16 protein-coding genes are annotated in these 18980 nt (G+C 47.4%); 9 read left to right on the top strand and 7 right to left on the bottom strand.

Features of this window, described 5'->3' with window-relative positions:
- The first annotated feature begins 65 nt into the window (after nt 1-65).
- The 4 genes from BN2762_RS24555 to BN2762_RS24540 all read left to right on the top strand — a co-directional run bounded on the left by BN2762_RS24555 (nt 66) and on the right by BN2762_RS24540 (nt 9513).
- Entirely contained in the window at nt 66-1061 is a 996-nt protein-coding gene (locus BN2762_RS24555) for a tRNA dihydrouridine synthase (protein ID WP_074048685.1), read from the top strand.
- A 476-nt stretch (nt 1062-1537) separates the two neighbouring features.
- Nucleotides 1538-7888, top strand: coding sequence for a DUF7601 domain-containing protein (locus BN2762_RS24550; protein WP_055109490.1), 6351 nt, complete (start codon nt 1538-1540; stop codon nt 7886-7888).
- A 22-nt stretch (nt 7889-7910) separates the two neighbouring features.
- On the top strand, nt 7911-8678 hold the full coding sequence (gene srtB, locus BN2762_RS24545; protein ID WP_055109488.1) for a class B sortase: 768 nt from the start codon (nt 7911-7913) through the stop codon (nt 8676-8678).
- Between the two features lie 256 nt (nt 8679-8934).
- On the top strand, nt 8935-9513 hold the full coding sequence (locus BN2762_RS24540; RefSeq protein ID WP_055109486.1) for a DUF4256 domain-containing protein: 579 nt from the start codon (nt 8935-8937) through the stop codon (nt 9511-9513).
- 473 nt (nt 9514-9986) lie between these two features.
- Here BN2762_RS24540 and BN2762_RS27975 read toward each other — a convergent pair whose 3' ends face one another.
- A complete protein-coding gene (locus BN2762_RS27975; protein ID WP_230202593.1) occupies nt 9987-10298 on the bottom strand; it encodes a GNAT family N-acetyltransferase in 312 nt (103 codons plus the stop codon).
- A 79-nt stretch (nt 10299-10377) separates the two neighbouring features.
- Entirely contained in the window at nt 10378-10725 is a 348-nt protein-coding gene (locus tag BN2762_RS27970) for a hypothetical protein (protein ID WP_230202592.1), read from the bottom strand.
- Between the two features lie 418 nt (nt 10726-11143).
- On the opposite strand from BN2762_RS27970, the gene BN2762_RS24530 reads away from it, so the two are divergent.
- Complete coding sequence (locus tag BN2762_RS24530) at nt 11144-11779, top strand: glycoside hydrolase family 11 protein (RefSeq protein WP_055109484.1); 636 nt, start codon at nt 11144-11146, stop codon at nt 11777-11779.
- Nucleotides 11780-11885: 106 nt separating this feature from the next.
- The gene (locus BN2762_RS24525; protein WP_055109482.1) at nt 11886-12746 is read left to right on the top strand and encodes a formylglycine-generating enzyme family protein; all 861 of its coding nucleotides are present in this window, start codon (nt 11886-11888) and stop codon (nt 12744-12746) included.
- Between the two features lie 141 nt (nt 12747-12887).
- Here BN2762_RS24525 and BN2762_RS24520 read toward each other — a convergent pair whose 3' ends face one another.
- Together BN2762_RS24520 and BN2762_RS24515 are read right to left on the bottom strand one after the other, a co-directional pair.
- The gene (locus tag BN2762_RS24520; protein ID WP_055109480.1) at nt 12888-13145 is read right to left on the bottom strand and encodes a helix-turn-helix domain-containing protein; all 258 of its coding nucleotides are present in this window, start codon (nt 13143-13145) and stop codon (nt 12888-12890) included.
- A gap of 336 nt (nt 13146-13481) precedes the next feature.
- A complete protein-coding gene (locus tag BN2762_RS24515) occupies nt 13482-13748 on the bottom strand; it encodes a helix-turn-helix domain-containing protein (protein WP_055109477.1) in 267 nt (88 codons plus the stop codon).
- A 135-nt stretch (nt 13749-13883) separates the two neighbouring features.
- Between BN2762_RS24515 and BN2762_RS24510 the strand changes: the two genes are divergently transcribed.
- From BN2762_RS24510 to BN2762_RS24500, 3 genes are all read left to right on the top strand, one after another.
- Nucleotides 13884-14066, top strand: coding sequence for a hypothetical protein (locus BN2762_RS24510; protein ID WP_055109475.1), 183 nt, complete (start codon nt 13884-13886; stop codon nt 14064-14066).
- A gap of 28 nt (nt 14067-14094) precedes the next feature.
- A complete protein-coding gene (locus BN2762_RS24505; RefSeq protein ID WP_055109473.1) occupies nt 14095-14487 on the top strand; it encodes a hypothetical protein in 393 nt (130 codons plus the stop codon).
- 166 nt (nt 14488-14653) lie between these two features.
- Nucleotides 14654-15490 carry a YitT family protein gene (locus tag BN2762_RS24500; RefSeq protein WP_055109471.1) on the top strand — a complete coding sequence of 279 codons (837 nt, stop codon included), beginning with the start codon at nt 14654-14656 and terminating at the stop codon, nt 15488-15490.
- A gap of 215 nt (nt 15491-15705) precedes the next feature.
- Here BN2762_RS24500 and BN2762_RS24495 read toward each other — a convergent pair whose 3' ends face one another.
- From BN2762_RS24495 to BN2762_RS24485, 3 genes are read right to left on the bottom strand one after another with little or no spacing between them, the layout of a single operon-like run.
- The gene (locus BN2762_RS24495; RefSeq protein ID WP_055109469.1) at nt 15706-16695 is read right to left on the bottom strand and encodes a 2,3-diaminopropionate biosynthesis protein SbnB; all 990 of its coding nucleotides are present in this window, start codon (nt 16693-16695) and stop codon (nt 15706-15708) included.
- 32 nt (nt 16696-16727) lie between these two features.
- Nucleotides 16728-17690, bottom strand: a complete 963-nt coding sequence (sbnA, locus tag BN2762_RS24490; RefSeq protein WP_055109466.1) for a 2,3-diaminopropionate biosynthesis protein SbnA — start codon at nt 17688-17690, stop codon at nt 16728-16730.
- Nucleotides 17691-17707: 17 nt separating this feature from the next.
- The gene (locus BN2762_RS24485) at nt 17708-18934 is read right to left on the bottom strand and encodes a phenylacetate--CoA ligase family protein (protein ID WP_055109465.1); all 1227 of its coding nucleotides are present in this window, start codon (nt 18932-18934) and stop codon (nt 17708-17710) included.
- Between the last annotated feature and the right edge of the window lie 46 nt (nt 18935-18980).

The raw sequence follows: 18980 nt of genomic DNA, 5'->3' as shown, positions 1-18980 counted from the left end.
GTGTAAAAGATCTGGAACATTTGACCCGAGAATCATGGACGAGAGCTTCATGTCGTTTCTATATAATGAAAGGATTTGAGTTTGATTTGATAAACAATTTTTGGACTGATCTGCCGCGGCCCTTTTTTGTGCTTGCTCCCATGGAAGATGTGACCGATGTGGTGTTCCGTCATGTGGTGAGCAAAGCTGGAAGACCTGATGTTTTCTTTACAGAGTTTACAAACACGGAAAGTTATTGTCACCCCGATGGGCATAAAAGTGTGCGTGGACGTTTGATGTTTACAGAAGATGAACAGCCCATGGTTGCCCATATTTGGGGAGATAAGCCTGAATATTTCCGTCAAATGAGTATCGGGATGGCGAAGCTTGGATTTAAAGGCATAGATATCAATATGGGCTGCCCTGTTCCCAATGTGGCATCGAGAGGGAAGGGGAGCGGCCTGATTCTTCGCCCAGATGTGGCAGCAGAAATTATCCAAGCCGCCAAAGCGGGAGGACTGCCTGTAAGTGTGAAAACAAGACTTGGATACGAGGAGATCGACGAGTGGCAGGGGTGGCTAACGCATATATTAAAACAGGATATTGCTAATCTTTCTATTCATTTGCGAACAAGAAAGGAAATGAGCCAAGTGGATGCGCATTGGGAGCTGATTCCGGAAATTAAAGCATTGCGTGATGAAGTGGCCCCAAGCACCCTTCTAACCATTAACGGAGATATTCCTGACCGTGAAACAGGGCTAAAGCTTGCGGAGCAATACGGTGTAGATGGCATTATGATCGGGCGGGGAATATTCAGCAATCCGTTTGCTTTTGAAAAAGAACCCAAAGAGCATAGCCCGAAAGAATACCTGGACCTTCTAAAGCTGCACCTTGATCTTCATGATCAATATATCGAGGAGCTGCCACGTGCAATGTCAGGGCTTCAGCGCTTCTTCAAAGTATATGTCAAAGGCTTTCGGGGGGCTAGTGAATTAAGACATCAAATGATGAGCACCAAGTCAACGGATGAAGTGCGTGCCCTGCTCGATAACTTTGAGAAGGAATATGGAAGTGAATTCTGATCAGAAGGACAATGGGTGAAATATATATGGATAGAAGGGAGTTTGACTTAATGCTCTTCGACCATTGGAAAAATTAATAAATCAAAAGGCTCTGAGCATCGTACTCAGAGCCTTTTGATGTTTAAATGATTTGAATTATTCTTGTCGAAAAGTTGTACAGTTTTTGTACAGTTATCGTGCAGTTCTTGTATAGGTCCCGGTAGTAAAATGCACGGATACGCTGTCTAAACTTGGCGTATTCTGTTTTCTACAGTATATGATTGGCGAAGATAGTCGACGGAGAGGAGGAAATTACTAAGCATGGATCACCGCCCGCAACCCATGGAGCTTGCTCGGCGGCCATCTAGAACTCCACAAGTTTCGAAGATGCTAAGGGCCGCTTGGGTCAAGCGAATAGCATATGTCTATTCGTTGTGCACTTTTAGGCAGATGATCTTGCTGTCGACAGAACTTCGGGAATGGAGGAGAATCTAGGAATGAAACGAAAACGGAGTATAAGCAAATCTGTGCTGTCTTTCTGCCTAGCGCTTATGCTTATTTTACAAACGTTCTCTGCTCCTGTATTTGCGGAGAGCTTGCTAGGCGATTCTGGGTCGGTAGCAGTCAGCGAGGAGGGCTCTCCGGATGCGGCGACCGAACCGTCGGTCACTGAGGCGGTGTACGATGATGTGCAGGCTGCCGTCCCGATGGCCTTAATGGCTGGTCCAACGGATAAAACAGCCGTCTTCATGGAAATTTACGGGGAAAATGCGGAGAATTTTCCGCTGGAGGTAGTGCAGAATAGTCAAATTGTTGATCCCGGCGGCACCATCCAGGGCAGACAGCCATTCACACTCAAGTCGGAAGGCCTCAGGGTGCCAGTGAATGGTGATGACGATGATCCGACAAATGCGAATCCCGACCTTTACATTCAAAAGGGTGACTGGATTGAGCTGAAAAAAGAAGACTACTTCAAGGAAGTGGTGCTGCCAACAGCTACTAAAACCCTGAATGCAAAGACTGATTCAGGTATAAAACAGCTTGGAACCGCCTACTTCACTCCGAATAGCATCAAGATTGTGTTTAACGGTGATGACAACCTTTTCAACGGCGTCGGACGAAGCATTGTCTTCAGCTTTGAAACAACTGCCAATGCCGATTTAGGGGAAATGAAGTTTGGCGATACAAAGCCCATCTCCATTTTCGGGGGAGCGTACCAGCTAAAGAACCCGGACGTTACGCCGGCGTACAGCATCACAATGAGGTCCAACAGCAACGCATCCGAAAACGCTTGGATCTCTACGGCGGCTCTTGTAGAGGGGGCGATCGAGTGGCGGGTGGACGTCGCTGCCACGGATATGTTGGATCCTACTATCCCGCAGCCGCTGGATGAGATGACATTTTATAATGCGCTCGATCCAGCTCAGGTGGGCACCTACGTAGAGGATTCCTTCAAGGTCAACGGTGAGGCGGTAAAGCTGGATAGCGGAACCACAAACACACTGGCCTACACCTTTCCTCCGGACTTCGGCGACAAGGCGACCATAACCTTCAAAACGTGGATTCCCAAGGCGAAGTATTACTATGAGTATAAGAGCAGTGATAGTGGATGGCAGACCGTCACCAATAGCGCGGAGCTGAGGGATGCGTCGGATGAAAAGTTGCGCTCCTCGAACACGTGGCGCGTCGCCTTCAAGCCTGATTGGATTCAAGCTAGCGCTTCTTATGACCATCCTAATGAAACCATCACATGGACAGTTACTGCCAACCACTATAACAAAAAAGGGTTAAAGGACTTTTCTATCACAAATGTATTACCTGATGGGCTGAAATTTGAATCAGCTACATGGCGGACATGGGTGGATAACGTTGCATCTGATGTGAAAACGATTATACCAGATGACAACAGTATGTATTCTTTTGGCGATATTGACGGTAAAGTGGAACTAATCATTAAGACTAAAGTACAAAGCGGTTCCAACTTCAGAATCGACCCACGTGCCAACTGGAATTTGGATACACCAGATGGCATACAGAACAATGATGTAGTGACCGGTACAAGGCCTAACGCAGTGACTGATGAGGCAACTGTCACCATCGGGGCGCACACTTTTACAAAATCAGCCTATATTGGGACGGCGGATTATAACCTAGGCGGCATTACCTGGACCATCAATCTAACGCCACAGTATGCCCTGCCGGATGCGGTGGTATACGATGTGCTGGTACATGGCGGAGATTTGAACGTACTGGATAACGCAGTGGATGCATCCGGTGAGGTCAGCGCGGAAACGATTGCGAAAATCAAAGCAAAAGTTAATACTGCGCAGCTTTGGAAGAAGTATCAGGATGGAACCTTGAAGGGTGTAAACAATGCGTCTGGATTGACATTGAAGGCTATCCCTTTAACCGTGAACGGTGAAGAGGTGGCGGATTTGATCAAGGTGACCGGATACAACACCGACAAAGCTACATCCTTCAGTTTCCGTGCACTTGAAACCAACCTGGATGTCCTCTTCAGGCAGGATATTAATGCAGGGAAAACACACTGGAATCGGGCTTTGCTCTTTGATGGCGAAACCATAAAAGAAGCGCAAAACAGTGCAAACCTTCACATGCGTATGCTGAACAAGGATATGCTTGCGGCATCCTATCCTATTAAAAAGGACGGGACGGCAGACACATGGTATACCCCGAACGACGTTCACCGCTATATCGGTTATGATGGCACATCAAGCGGCGACGAATACACCTTGGCTGGCTTTGACCGTACAACCAAGACGGTGACCTTCCGCCTAGGCGTCAATATGCCGGGCTACAACACGGTCGAAATGGCGAAGGATGGCGGAAGTCGGGTTATCACCAATGTGAAGCTGGTGGATACCTTGCCGGAGGGCTGGGAATTCGTTCCTTTCTCCGAAGAGAAGGAATTTGAGCTTTGGAAAGGTAGCTCAAGCAATGGTAGTCCAACTCGGAATACCGCCTTGTCAGAAATCAAACCGAACGACCCTGCTCATGTGGTGAGTTTCTCCCATAGCGGCAACGTAGGCACCTTCACCTTCTCTGAGCTGGAAGGCCCTTATGTCATTCTGGTGAAGGCAAGACCTTCCAATGCGGCTCTGGAGAACTATTTAGAGGAATATACTACAAACGGTACAGACAGGCAGGTGCTGTATAACAAAGCCGACCTGCATATGACATGGGGCGGTGTGGAAAAGGTCGTCACCGAACAGCGCAAAGTTATTGTACCTATTCAGACCCTGGGCAAGTCGGTAACGAAGCCAGTTCCAGGGGTGCTCGAATGGACGGTGAACTATACTCCGCCATTCAACATGAAGCAGGGCGTGGTTTTGCAAGATACGATAGGTGCTAACATGAACCTACGCTATGATGTAGATGGGAAGCTTGTGTTGACAGCGCCTAGTATGGCAGTTTATCCTGCTAAACTAACTGCGAGCGGAGCTCTGGAACGAGAGGGCGCAGCACTGGACTTGAGCGACCCGAATGCTGAAGTTCAGGTCGAAGCTGCGCCAGGCGCGGGAGGCACCACAGTTCTAAAATTCAAAATGGACGACCCTAATAAGTTTTACCAGTTTGTGTACCAAACAGAGGTTGACCCATCTAAAGCGAAAGCCGGAGACAAAATGGGCAACGAGGTAAGGCTGATTGGCGATGATAAGCTGAAATCTATCAGTGCCAGAAGCGAAAGCACGCTAGACAGTTCAGACGTAGCCGGAGCATCTGACTACAATGCCCTGCTGCCCCTGAAAAAGGTAAATCCCGATGGCGATCCATTGAAGGACGTAGAATTTACGCTGTATAAGAAAGATAGCGGAACGCAAGTCACCAAAGGAAAAACCGGGAATGATGGCAAGCTTAATCTGCTATTCCCGGAACCGGGGTATTATGAGCTGAAGGAAACTTATATTGACACAAATACTTGGCTGCCGATCACCCATGTGTATCAGGTGTATGTAGGAAACACGCCCGGAAAGCCGATCTGGGTAGACGGCGTAAAAGTAACCAGTGAGGATCCGCTCGTTGTCCCTACCCCTGCCCAAGGCAAGCTGACCATCAGCAATGAGGTGAAAGGAAACGGCAGCGATCCGGACAAGAATTTCGAATACACCGTGACCTTCACTGGCGAGGGCCAGGACGGAGAGTACACCTATACCTACAAGGAGCCGGATGGTACAATCGGCACCGGCAAGATTAAGAGCGGAGGCAAGATTACCCTCAAGCACGGGGAATCTGTGACGCTCCCGGCATTGCCTAAGGATCTGGTCTATACCGTAACCGAGGCCGATTATACGACCGTTGACGGTTATACGACCACACCGGAGACGAGAGAGCTGTTTGGCACAATCGAGAATAACGGCGACCACAAAGCAGATTTTCTCAACGAGCGATTCGTTAGCGATCTGACCGTCAGCAATACCGTTACGGGGGACGGTGCAGAACCGGACAAGCCGTTTAAGTACACGGTGACCTTTGACGGTACAGGTAAGGGTCAAGAATACGATTACGAGCATTCAGACGGCACGACGGGCAAGATCAAATCCGGCGGTACCTTCGAGCTCAAGCATGATGAGACCTTTAAAATCAAGGATCTTCCAGAGAATTTGAAGTATACGATCATCCAGGAAGGTTACAAGAACGACGGCTACGCGACCATCCCTGTGGAATTGTCTGATGAGGGAGTCATGGCGCGCACCGATCGCGAAGCGGACTTCACCAATGAACGGACCGTCAACAAGCTGACGATCAGCAACACGGTCATGGGCAACGGCGGCGACAAGACGAAGGAGTTCGAGTACACGGTGACCTTTGACGGCACAGGCAAGGATGGAACCTACTCTTACGAGAAGTCGGACGGCGGCAAAGGTGAGATCAAGTCCGGCGGTACCTTCACACTCAAGCATGGAGAGGCACTGGAGATTGTGGGTCTGCCTAAGGATCTGAAATACACAGTGACTCAGAAGGATTACACAGCCGACGAATATGATACCACCATCCCTGAGAAGCACACCGGAGTCATGGAGGGCAAAGATGAAGAGGCCCCATTCACGAACGTGCGAGTCTTGGAGGGCGGCCTGCTCATCAAAAACACGGTTAAAGGCAAAGACGACGACAAGAGAAAGCCGTTCAAGTACACGCTTACCTTCACAGGCGAGGGAGCGAACGAATTCTACTCCTATGAGAAGTCGGACGGCAGCAAGGGTACGATCACGAGCGGAGGGACCTTCGAGCTTACAGATGGCCAGACGTTCGTTGTGCAAGGACTTCCAACGTATCTCGAGTATACGGTGACCCAGGATGATTATACGGAAGACGGCTATGTGACGGATCCTGAAGGCTTCGTTCTTGCAGGCGCCATTCCGGAGAAAGAACTGGCCAAGGCAGACTTTGTCAATACCCGTCCGTATTTGGAAGGCGTGCTGCGTGACAACAACACAGGCCAAGAAATTCCGAATGCGAAAATTATCGTGACGAACAAGAAGACCAACGAGCAGCAGACGATTTGGACGGATGAGAAGGGTGAATATTCGGTCCCAGCCACAGCGGATACCGATTATACGATCACGTATACGAAGCTGTACCAGGTAGGCGGGAAGGATGTCCCTGTCGAGTTTACGCAGAAGGCCAATGTAGACAGCAGCGTGACGGACAAGACCGTTCCGGCGGACATTACGGCGGTAGGGATCGTTCTGTTCAAGCAGTTGGATGGAACAACAGTGCTATTCAACGAGTCGCTCACCAGCAATATGTATATCTATTTGAAGGACAAGAACGACAAGTATATTGAGGAGAACGGGAAGCCCAAGGCGTTTCTGATGGCTTCGAACGGCACCTTCTCAGTGGAAGATCTGAGCGAGCAGAAATACACCATGGAAGTTCGCTATAAAGCTGAGACCGGCGAGGAACTGCTCTTCAAAGTGACGCAGCTGAACGTGAAAGCAAACGGAGAGCTGAATATTTCCGAGGAATTGGTCGACCCTTACGGTACGGTTTATGATGAGACGACAGGAGATGCCATTACTGGCAAGAAAATTGACGGAGCCACAGTTACACTGTATTATGCGGATACGCAGCGGAATATAGATAACGGGCGCATTCCGAATACGAAAGTAACGCTTCCTCCGATTCCGGGCTTTATGCCGAACAACAACGACAGCCCGGAGCAGGATAGCGACGCAAATGGCTTCTATGCGTACATGGTGTTTCCTGAAGCGGATTACTATCTGATCGTAACGAAGGATGGATACGAGACGCACACGAGCGATACGATCTCTGTCGATTTTGACATTGTAAAATACGATGTGCCGATGAAGCCGATCCGTTCCGGTGGCGGCTCCGGGGGCTCCGGCGGCAGCTCTGGCGGCAGCTCCGGCAACGGCAACAGCGGAACCGATAACGGTAAGAGCGGAACCGATAACGGTAAGAGCGAAACCGACAACGGTAAGAGCGAAGCCGACAACGGCAACAGCGAAGCCGACAACGGCAACAGCGGAGCCGACAACGGCCACAGCGGAGCCGATAATGGCAACAGCGGAGCCGACAACGGCAACAATGGAGCCAACAACGGCAACAGTGAAGCCGACAACGGCAACAACGGAGCCAACAACGGCAACAATGGAGCCAACAACGGCAACAACGTAGCCAACAACGGCAACAACGTAGCCAACAACGGCAACAACGTAACCGACAACGGTAACAATGAGCTGGACAGTGTTCCAAAAACAGGAGATCATAGCCTATCGCCAATCTTCTATATGGCTTTGGCTCTAATGTCCTTGATTGGAATCGGGTTCTGTCTGCTTAGCAGCAGGAAGAAGAAACACATTTAGTAACAGGAAAGGCGGTAAGAAAATGAGCAATTTCAAAAAAGTTCTTATCGCCTTTTTCACCATTCTGCTGGTTTTTTCTCTCTTCAATGTGGCGAGAATTCTTCTTGGAGATTATGAGGAACGTCGGCAAATGAAAGAATTGATAGAAATCCGGGAACAAGGCGAGGGTGCTGCAACACCCTCACCTTTGATCATGAAGGCGAATGAGCCGGTTATGCTCCCTGAATTTCAAGAGCTTTACAAGAGAAACCCGGACATCGTAGGTTGGCTGAAAATTGACGGCACCCGAATTGATTACCCGATTATGCAGAACCAACAGGATGCGGAATACTATCTCAATCATGATTTTGATAAAAAGAAAAATAAAAACGGACTCCCTTTTTTAGATGAACACAGTCGGATCGACGGCTCAGACATTTTGCTGATTCATGGACATCACATGAAAAACGGCGTGATGTTTGCAGATCTGATGAAGTACAAGAAAGAAAGCTATTATAAGGATCATGCTACGATCCGGTTCAGTTCGCTTTATGAGAACGAAGAATATGAAATTGTTGCCGTTATTCTCTCAAAGGTTTATCTTAAAACGGACGACGTTTTTAAATACTACCAGATTGAGAATGTAGGAACATCCGCCGAGTTTGACTCCTATATTCAGAACATCAAAAAACTCGCTCTTTACGATACGGGTGTGACAGCCCAATATGGCGACAAGCTTATTGTTCTGTCTACGTGTGAATACTCTACCGAAGAAGGCCGGTTAGCAGTGGTCGCCCGAAAGCGTAATTGACGATGTGGAAATACGAAGTCAAGCTGATTTATATCACGTTCTCCCTGGAGGGCGTGATTTTTTTTGAATACGTTTAACCTGACTAATTTGGGAAGAGACTAGCAAGAGAGTTGATAAAAAATTTTTAACAGATAGGTGGAATACTGATATACTTGATATGAAAATAGATGTTATATAAGAAAAAGAGGACAAGCCGACATAACGAACCATGAAAAAAATTCACTAGGGTAATAGTACAAATGAAGGGAGAATGAACATGACAACAAGCAAAGGCAGCCTTAACAAGGAGTTATCGCCGGAACAACGTGAAGAACTGCTAGAAATATTAAAATCACGTTTTGAGAAAAACATGAACCGCCATCAAGGTCTTGAATGGGCCAACGTTCAAGCTAAGCTCGAAGCTCATGCTGAAAAATTGTGGTCGCTCCGCGAAATGGAGAACACTGGCGGCGAACCGGATGTTGTGGATTATGACAGCAAGACGGACGAATACATTTTTTACGATTGTTCAGCGGAAAGTCCTAAAGGCCGAAGAAGTGTTTGTTATGACCGCGAAGCGTTAGAGTCCAGGAAGCAGCATAAGCCTGAAAATAGCGCAATCGGTATGGCAGTTGACATGGGCATCGAGCTTCTAACTGAAGAACAATACCGGGAACTGCAGAAACTTGGCAGCTTTGATTTGAAAACTTCGAGCTGGGTGAAGACACCTGATAAGATTAGAAAACTGGGCGGGGCCCTCTTTTGCGATCGCCGATACGATACGGTCTTCGTGTACCATAATGGAGCAGAGTCCTATTATGGTGCAAGAGGGTTCCGCGGCTCATTAAAGGTCTAAATCCTGCGGGGCTGTCGTTTGCTCCTTGATGTACGAGGGGTTAGCGTAGGTTTCTAGAATAATGGGCGATAAAATGGGGACGCAAACAATCGCATCCCCATTTTAAGTATCAGAAATATGTAAAACGCTCAGAGTTTCAGTGATCTTTAATTACTTTTAATCGTTCGAACCAATGCTGTGATTGATAAAGCCAATGCAGCCAGACTTATTATCCATGTTGCTAGGTTCATGATTTATCCCCCCCTTTGCCCCTGTTCTAGTTATGTCAAGCGCCATTTTTGTTAAGCTTTTAATAACTGCTCACTATTCCCCATCTTGTAGCCACTTAATGAACTTAAAGAGGACTTGGAACGCCCAAGTGGCTTATTATTAGGTGTTTCATATGTAGTCTACCATAACCAGGAAAATGTTCCTATATGATCTTTTAGAATGCCTTCAAGCTCAAAGATTTAAAGGCGGCAAACCCTTCTTATTTAAAGGTTGTCCTTTACTCTATACCAGTACTTATAGATTTCTGAGTAGCCGATTCTTGAGTAAAGCCTTAATGCAGGCTCATTATTCAATACAACCGCTAAATAACTGTATTTTGCACCATTTTCTTTTCCCCACTTCAATAGATTTAATATCATCTGTTCTCCAAAGCCTCGATTTCTATAATCTGGATCCGTAACGATATCATATAATCCGATGTATTCTCTTTCAATCACTCCAAGGCCGCAAGCGATAACTTGTTCCTCATAATAAAGCGATATAAATCCTTTGGTAGTTCTAATATTGTTCAACATGCGTTCCATTACGGTTTTGTATTCGCCGTTTACGTTATTAAGCCTGCAGAAATTTACTAACCATTCTGTAGTAAGAGTTTCACTTATTTGAGGTTAGCAGGGGCTCGTTGATGTTGTTTAAAGCCAAGGTTTGGACGCTTGTAGTATCTACTAAGGAGTAGCCCATTCCTTCTAATATGTCGTCCAGATTTGCAGGGGAGGTAAAAGGAGTAATTTTATAGGTTGTTAGCAAATGATTCGAAGAATAGATTTTTTCACATTCTTTAATTTTAATATTTAGATCACCGGTTGAGTAATGAATGGGGTTTATGGAGTTTGCCCGCTTGGTGTATCCATTTGCGAAGCGCAGCACCCATCCATCGTAGAGGAGAGTTGATAATGGCTGCCAGTGGTTCAAGGATAATTCTTCAATGAGTTTGTTATCCATCTTGTAACCTCCAAATTATTTATGAATAATAATACAATTAAATGAATATAAATTCAATCGCTAATACAACAATAGCCAAGTTCGCCACCATTGCAGCTGTATCCAGGCAGGCAAGCTTATCAGTCCCAATACTCTATCATCATGTGAAACGTGTGGCATCAGTGGTTTCCCTGGCATAGCCGTCCCTTAATGGGGCGGCTTTTGGCGCAATTTAAAATATATAAAAAAACTAGGATTAATCCTTTAATTTAGCAATAGTTATGTATACGATTACATTCTATAATTTACCAAGTCAGGAGGTGGTAGTAAAAAAACAGGAAATACGACAAAGTCAGTTTTGTATTGTACAGAGGACCAGCCAACAGGGTGTAGCATGCAGGGAAGTAGGGACAAATCACAATATTTTGGGAGGTAGAATATGTTTAAGTTCAAAAAGAAGATTTTAACGGCAGTTCTTGTAGCTTCCATGAGTTTTAGCATGTTTGCAGCTATCTCAAGTGCAGCAACAGACTATTGGCAAAATTGGACCGATGGCGGCGGAACGGTAAATGCGGTCAATGGTTCTGGCGGAAATTATAGTGTCACATGGTATAATACGGGGAATTTTGTTGTCGGCAAGGGCTGGAATACAGGGTCACCGAATAGGGTAATCAACTATAACGCGGGCATCTGGGAGCCGTCGGGCAACGGGTACTTAACGCTCTACGGATGGACGAGAAATGCGCTCATCGAGTATTACGTAGTGGATAGCTGGGGGACCTATCGGCCTACGGGAACGTATAAAGGCACGGTGACCAGCGATGGGGGCACCTACGACGTATATACGACTATGCGATACAATGCACCTTCCATTGACGGTACACAGACTTTCCAACAATACTGGAGTGTCCGCCAGTCGAAGAGACCGACCGGGAATAACGTTTCCATTACTTTCAGCAACCACGTGAATGCCTGGAGAAATTTCGGAATGCATCTGGGGAGCAACTGGTCTTACCAGGTGTTAGCGACAGAAGGCTATCAAAGCAGCGGGCGCTCTAACGTAACGGTGTGGTAACGGATTAATTGCAGGACATCCTCTTCTCATTGAGATATGGTTAAGGTCTGCCGGTCTAACGGCCGGCGGCCTTATATATTTCATGTACTTTAAAGGAGATATATCCATGAGAAAACGACTAATATTCCTTTTAATAGTAATGATGTTTGTGATCAGCGCATGTTCGCAAGCAAAGCCTGAAAAGAATGCAGCGCCTAAAGAGATAGATCATATGGTATTTATTAAAGGCGGAGCTTTTAAGAATACAAAATCCAATTACTATGGAAAAAACATAACCATATCTAATTTTTATATGGGTAAATATGAGGTAACGCAAAAAGAGTGGGCAGAGGTCATGGGAAGCAATCCTTCGGAATTCATTGGCGACCAATTGCCGGTGGAAATGGTAAGCTGGTATGACGCGGTTGAGTACTGTAATAAACGGAGTATACAAGAGGGCTTAGAACCTTATTACAATATAAATAAGAATAAACAAGATCCAGATAATAAGAGCGAATACGATAATATAAAATGGATTGTAACGATCAATGAAGGGGCTAACGGTTACCGATTGCCGACCGAAGCTGAGTGGGAATATGCTGCGAGTGGAGGTCAGATGAGCAAGAGCTTCACCTATAGCGGCAGCAATAATGCAGATGATGTAGCATGGTATTGGAAAAACGCAGGGGATGAATACTTATCCGGGGATTGGCACTGGCCTAAGATCGAAAGCAACAATAATAAAACAAAATCGATCGGCGCCAAGGAGCCCAACGAGTTAGGACTCTACGATATGTCGGGCAATGTAAGAGAATGGTGCTGGAACTGGTATGGTGAAGACTTGGATAGCCGCAGCGGTTCTCTCCGGGTTGTGAAGGGCGGCGGCTGGATCGGCGACGTTAGTAATAACGAGATTTCTTTTCGGGGCAAGTTCGACGCCAATGGCCTTGGTCCTGATCAAGGTTTTCGCGTAGTTCGCAGTGAGTAGGCGGGAGTAGATCATGTCATGGTCATTAAGGGATTTTACGGCTACACTATTGGCTTAGATGATGCTAAATAAAAAAGACCAAGCCCTTTTTAAGAGCGGGACACAGGATTCGAGCCTGTATCCTGCTCTTATTTACGTTTTCTAGCTTTGTTCACGCAACTTCTCATACTCCACCTCTACCAACTTGAAAAAGTCTGATGGTTTGATTCTTAGTCCTTTACAAAGGTCGAAAATTTTTGTTACGGAAGGCTCGTTCCTGCCAACTTCGATCATAGAAATATAGGATCGATCTACACCGCATTCATGCGCCAAATCCTCTTGACTTAAGCCTTGTTTGATACGAATAGCTTTTACGGTTTTTCCAATAATTTGCTTAATGATAATGGACGAATGGCTCAAGGGAAAATACTCCTTTTAAGTCCATTATCAATCTGCTATACTAAGCACGACAGATAAAGTATTCAACATAATGTAAATTATTGTAAATCCGTCCAAGGGTATGTTTTTTATTAACAAAGCTTATTGTATCTGGGCAATAGACGCTTTTATCTCAGTTTTATACTCAATATCGTATTACATAATGGATAGCAATACCGTTAACTAGCCGGAAAGGGGGAATTATGTCGCCTTTTTGATTCTTTATCCGTGAATTCGGATTCACAATATTTATTATCTCTTAGCTAACAATAAAAAGTAAGAGCGGAAACATGCTATCGTAAGCACTGCTTTCCGCTCTTATGAACCCTCTCTGCTTTCTCTCTGTATCTTTATGTACTCATTTTCTACAAGTTTGAAAAAATCGGAGGGCTTAATTTGTAGTCCTTTACAAAGTTCAAATATTTTCGTAACAGAAGGTTCGTTTCTGCCAACTTCAATCATGGAAATATAGGATCGATCAACATCGCATTCATGCGCCAGATCCTCTTGGCTTAAGCCTTGTTTGATACGAATAGCTTTTACGGTTTTCCCGATAATTTGCTTGATGATGGATTGATCGTTCAAGGAAATTTACCCCTTTTAAGACCATTATCAGTCTGTTATACTAACCACAACAGATAAAGTATTCAACAAAATGTAAATTAAATACATTTAAAATCCGACTTATAGTGCACAGAAAAGTAAAAAGGGGGCTGGTCGATGAAGATTTTACTTAGTTCACTTGAAGTGGAAAAACAAAAGTTAAACCAACTTGGAAACGAATCTTTGGCGAATGGAATTCCCTTATTTAAAAACAACGCGCTGCAAGCTCAGAGCAGGAAGGTTGATGAGCTGATTGTCCAGCTGCACAAACAGAGCGGACTTAAACGGCGTTCAAGCTAAACTCAAGTTCGAAGGAGGTTAAAGAAAGGTGGATTTGCCGTCATGGTTACAAGGCGCGATTCAGGAAAGACTGGAACAGGTTATGGCCCGAATTGAACGTCAGCCTGAGCTGCGTAAGCTTCGTGACGAAGAGAGCTTGGCCTTCGAGGCTATGTTGTCTGGTGCGGATCGAGCAAGAATTCCGGGATTCATGGATTGGGAGGACAAGCATCACTTTAGACGGGGAGTAGAAAATGAACAATTATACATACAGGGGTTAAGAGACGGAGTACAGCTTGCTATTGCACTGTTAGAGAGTCCTGAGAGTCCTAATTCCATTTCCGGCCAGTCAAAAGGCGTACGAGAGTCAGTAACATCCGATACAGTTATCCGCGGCCGCGGCCGAGCCGCGGCGGACGCGGCGTACGGGACCAAACTGTAGGAAAGCCGCATACCAACTAGACCTTGGCCGCCTGCAGGCTGTCTTGTGCGGATAGAGGAACTATGATTTACCATATACTAAATTCACGAGCCGCATGTTAGAATCAAAAAGTGTACAACCTGTTGACATATAGGTTAATTTTCAGACAGATTGGGTGGAGTACTTGATGAGACAAAGAATAATCGACATGTCCTCACTTATTGTGGGGGCTTTCTTGTTTGCACTGGCAGTGAATTTATTTGTTATCCCCAACGACCTGGGAGAAGGCGGGGTTACGGGGCTTACTATTATTTTGTATTATCTGTTTGGCTGGTCGCCAGGGCTGATGAACCTGATCCTGAATGGGATTCTGCTCCTTGTCGGTTATAAGTTCCTGGACAAGAAGACAATGCAGTATACGATTATTGTTGTGGTGCTCAACTCGATTTTTCTGCATCTGACGGAGGGGTGGAGGATTGATTCCAATGAGCTGTGGGTCAACACGCTCTTCGGCGGAGTATTTATCGGGGCTGGCATCGGCATGATTGTCCGAGTGGGCGGGACAACGGCGGGGAGCGTTATTCTGGCCCGAATTACCAATAAGTATCTGGATTGGAATATCAGCTACGGGCTTTTGTTCTTTGATCTGATTGTAGCCTGCTCGTCCGTATTCATTATCGGGGCCAAAGGTTTGATGAGTACGATTGTATTGCTGTTTACCGCGACCAAGGTGATGAATTTTATCATCGAAGGGCTCAATCCCCAAAAGGCGGTTACCATCATTTCCGACAAGCAGGATCATATTGCGCGCCATGTGATTGACAGGATGGATCGCGGGGTAACCGTGCTGTCGGGTTATGGATACTATACGAAGGATACGAAAGAAATTCTGTATATCATCATCAGCAAGAAAGAGGTTCCTATGCTCAAAGAAATTGTACGCGCCGAGGATATCAATGCATTTATTACCATACAGGATGTTCGCGATGTCTTCGGGGAAGGCTTCCTTAAATTATCCAAGTAAAAGTGACAGACAAGGAGCCATAGGTCATGCGGCAGTTTGCATTAGTTTATTAATAGAAAAAACTCATTTTTGTGCAACACGTAAAATAGCCGATCCCCTGACAATAGAGGGAATCGGCTTTTGCGGTCATCCGTGTTCTATTTACCGAGCCCGAAAATCATCTGAAAGGAAGAGTCTATGAAGGCTTGATCTGCCCAACAAGTTGCACAGAAGGGTCACCCATTTGCTAAATCCAATCCGATCCCTAGCGACTGCGCCTTCTGCACCCAATAGGCTGCTGTGGCTATATCGAACACGGCCATGCCCATCGGACAGAATAAAACAGATTCGCCCGCTGCAAGTTTCCCCAGCGCGTTCCGGCAGACAACATCGGCTAGAGAGCATGTATCGCCCTTTGCAAGTCCCCGCTCCAGGTGCAGCAGCTCGATATCGGTATTTTCGCGGCACACCTCATTCCAATCATCGACGACGATTGCCTTTACATGTTCGAGAGCCTCTGCTTTGTAATCGCGCAGCGACACATGAAGCAGCAGGCTGCCCGCGAGCGGCGGATGGTCGATGTATCGGTGGTCGCTAACGGTACAAGTTATGATGACATTACAGCTGTTATACAGCTCCTCCCAGCCTTCGGCCAACCTTGTGCGGCCGCGATAGCCTGCATCGGCTTCTTCTATAACCGGGGTCTCCAGCTTGGCGCCTCTAATATCGTAGATGAGAACCTCGTCGATAAGATCCCCAAACAGCTTCCCGCACATGTCATAGTGATGCTGGCCAACCGGTCCGAAACCAATGATCCCAACCCGCAACTGTCCCTTGGCAGAGCGCGCTTGCAAATAATGGCGCAGCATGACCGCACTCACAGCAACCGTTCTGGCAATGCTCGGCAGCGGAGAGTTCAGAATGGCGTAAGGAACGCCTGTATCGGACTTATTTAGCAATAGCACACTATGAGCTCTGGGCAGTCCGCTTAACGTATTGCCTGGAAAACTGGCGATCCATTTCAGGCCAGCCGCCTGCACCGTTCCTCCGACATAAGCGGGCATCGCAATAATCCGGTTCGCTGGATTGCCGTAGCGGAGGTAAGGCTTGATGGGCTGCGCATAATCGCCCGAATCCAGGAGGCGCAGCGCCTCTGCGATGGAGCTCTCCAGCTCCTCCCAGCGCAGCCCGATCGCCTGCAGGTGGTTATTGTCCAAATAAAGCATGAGCCTGCCCCTTTCTATTTTTTGGAATAACTTTACACAGAACCGGCGCTGAGATGCCGGGCCACCCAATCATCGTTGTATACCGTATCCATATAACGCTCGCCGCGGTCATGGAGAATGATGGCGCATACCGAACCATCCGGTATTTTGTGAATCAAAGCTTCTTTAAGAGCATAAACGACGGCGCCGGAAGAGGGGCCAGCGAGGATAGATTCATGCTGCGCAAGCATGCGGCAGCCGGCAACCATATCAGCTTCATTGACATGAATGGCGTGGTCCATAAATTTGGATTGGCTGAACGGGGGCGCGATGCCGGCGCCAAGGCCGGGGAAGAATCGCTTGCCTTTCGATCCGCCGAGAATGACGCTGCCTACGGCATCCACAGCGACAATTTTAGTGCGAAGCTGCTGCTCCTTGATGAGTGCGGCGCAGCCCAGCATCGTACCGCAGGTGCTAACGCCGCCAATGACATAATCGACTTGGCCGAGCTCGGCGATAATTTCCCGCATCGTTCCGTCCTTATGAGATAAGTAATTGTTTTCATTCTCATACTGGTTAGGCCAGAAGCTGTTTGGAATGCTCTTAACGAGCTGTTTAACCCTGTTCAGCCTGGCCGGAAGGAATTCGCCGGTTTCGGGGTCAGGCTGCTGCACAAGCTCGACTTCAGCTCCATAAGCTTGCATGATGCGGATATTTTGGGCCGTTGTTTTGGGATCAACAACGCTAATGAAGCGCATACCCAGCCGGGAGCAGATGGCAGCCAGGCTGATGGCCATATTGCCTGAGCTGGATTCGATAATGACCGAGCCGGGACCGATTAAGCCTTGCTCCAGCGCTGCAGAAATAATACGCGCAGCTGGGCGGTCCTTGGCGCTTCCGTTCGGATTTAGCATTTCAAGCTTGGCATAGACGGCGATTCCGCGATCGTTGGCGAACAGGCGGGAGAGCAGGACAAGTGGGGTGTTGCCGATACAAGAAAGCCAATCTTTGGCCATGAATGACATTACGCCTCCTAGTTATACAGTTTTTTGGACTTCACGGAGCCTTGCCCCTGGTTAAAAGGCTCATCATCTTTCACGCGAATAACCTCAATACGATCCAGCATACGGCCTTCGATCATTTGTCCGATAGCTTCTATCGTATGCTCAATCGCATGCTGGATGGAGGCCAGCAGCTCGTTATGGAGCGACTTGCTGCGGATGCGGACGGTCAGCTTGTTGTCGTCTACGCTGACGCGCAGCTCGGCATCCTTGACGAAGCTATGCACGACGTTTTCGATATCGTACAAGCTGATTTTCTCGCCGTGCTTGAGCTCGCTTCCGATTCGTTTGGAGATACAAGCAAACGCCTGCCGCATCGTCCCGCCAATCTCTACGGTGCGGAAATCGCGCACAACATCGTAGGTGACATACCGGATGACGGGGAACAAGCTGCGTCTGGTGGAGGTTAGAACGAGCACTCCCTCGTTATCTTCCAGCGGTTCGAAGCGAGGATCAAGCTGCTCGGCGGGCACCGTCTCCGCGTGGATCCCGTCAGCGAACAGATAGACGCCATGCTGGTGGGAATAGGAGGCAATCGCGCCTACCTCGATGGAGCCATAGGTATCGAGAATATCGTGGGCATCTATGCCGAATCTTGCTGCCATATTGGCCTGCCAGGCGGGTGAAGCCATTTCTCCGACGAGAATGATCTTGCGGATGCCAAGTGTGGCAGGATTCCCGGCGGCTCGGGCAATGGCTTCCAGAATAGAAGGCATCGTATATAGCAGCTCGGGCTTGAATGCGTTAATCCGGGCGATATGCTCTTCAATCGGCATGGAGAAGGAGATCGACTCCGTCTGCATGCCCAGCTCGCCAAAAATCGCATTGGCCGTGCTTGCCGCATGTCCGGTGCCTACATCTGCAAAAGCTCTGTGTATCTGCCGGGTACTGGTTGCAAGCCACTCGCGGTAGCAAGCCATTTTGTCCAATCGGTAATGCTCTTCATCCTCCGGTGAATAATAAATCGATTTGCGTATGCCGGTTGAGGTTCCAGATGTCCGGTAGACGGTAAGGCCGGTCTCTGTTCGCGGCTCTTGCTTGTAATAGATCGTATTCAGACGTTCCTCGGTCAGGAGCGGGAGTTCGGACAAGACCGCAGCATGAGGCAGGATGCCTTGCTCTGCAAGCAGATCGCCATAGGCGGGATGCAACTGGATGATGCGGGACAAATGCTGTTGAAGCGAAGGGGGTAGGGCCATATCCTATTAAGCCTCCTAAACATAGTAGTGGACGCAGCTCTGCCAG

This window comes from Paenibacillus ihumii, from assembly GCF_001403875.1.
Classification (GTDB): Bacteria; Bacillota; Bacilli; order Paenibacillales; family Paenibacillaceae; genus Fontibacillus; species Fontibacillus ihumii.
The sequence above is the reverse complement of the archived record's forward strand: the minus strand, read 5'-3'. Positions and strand labels throughout refer to the sequence as shown.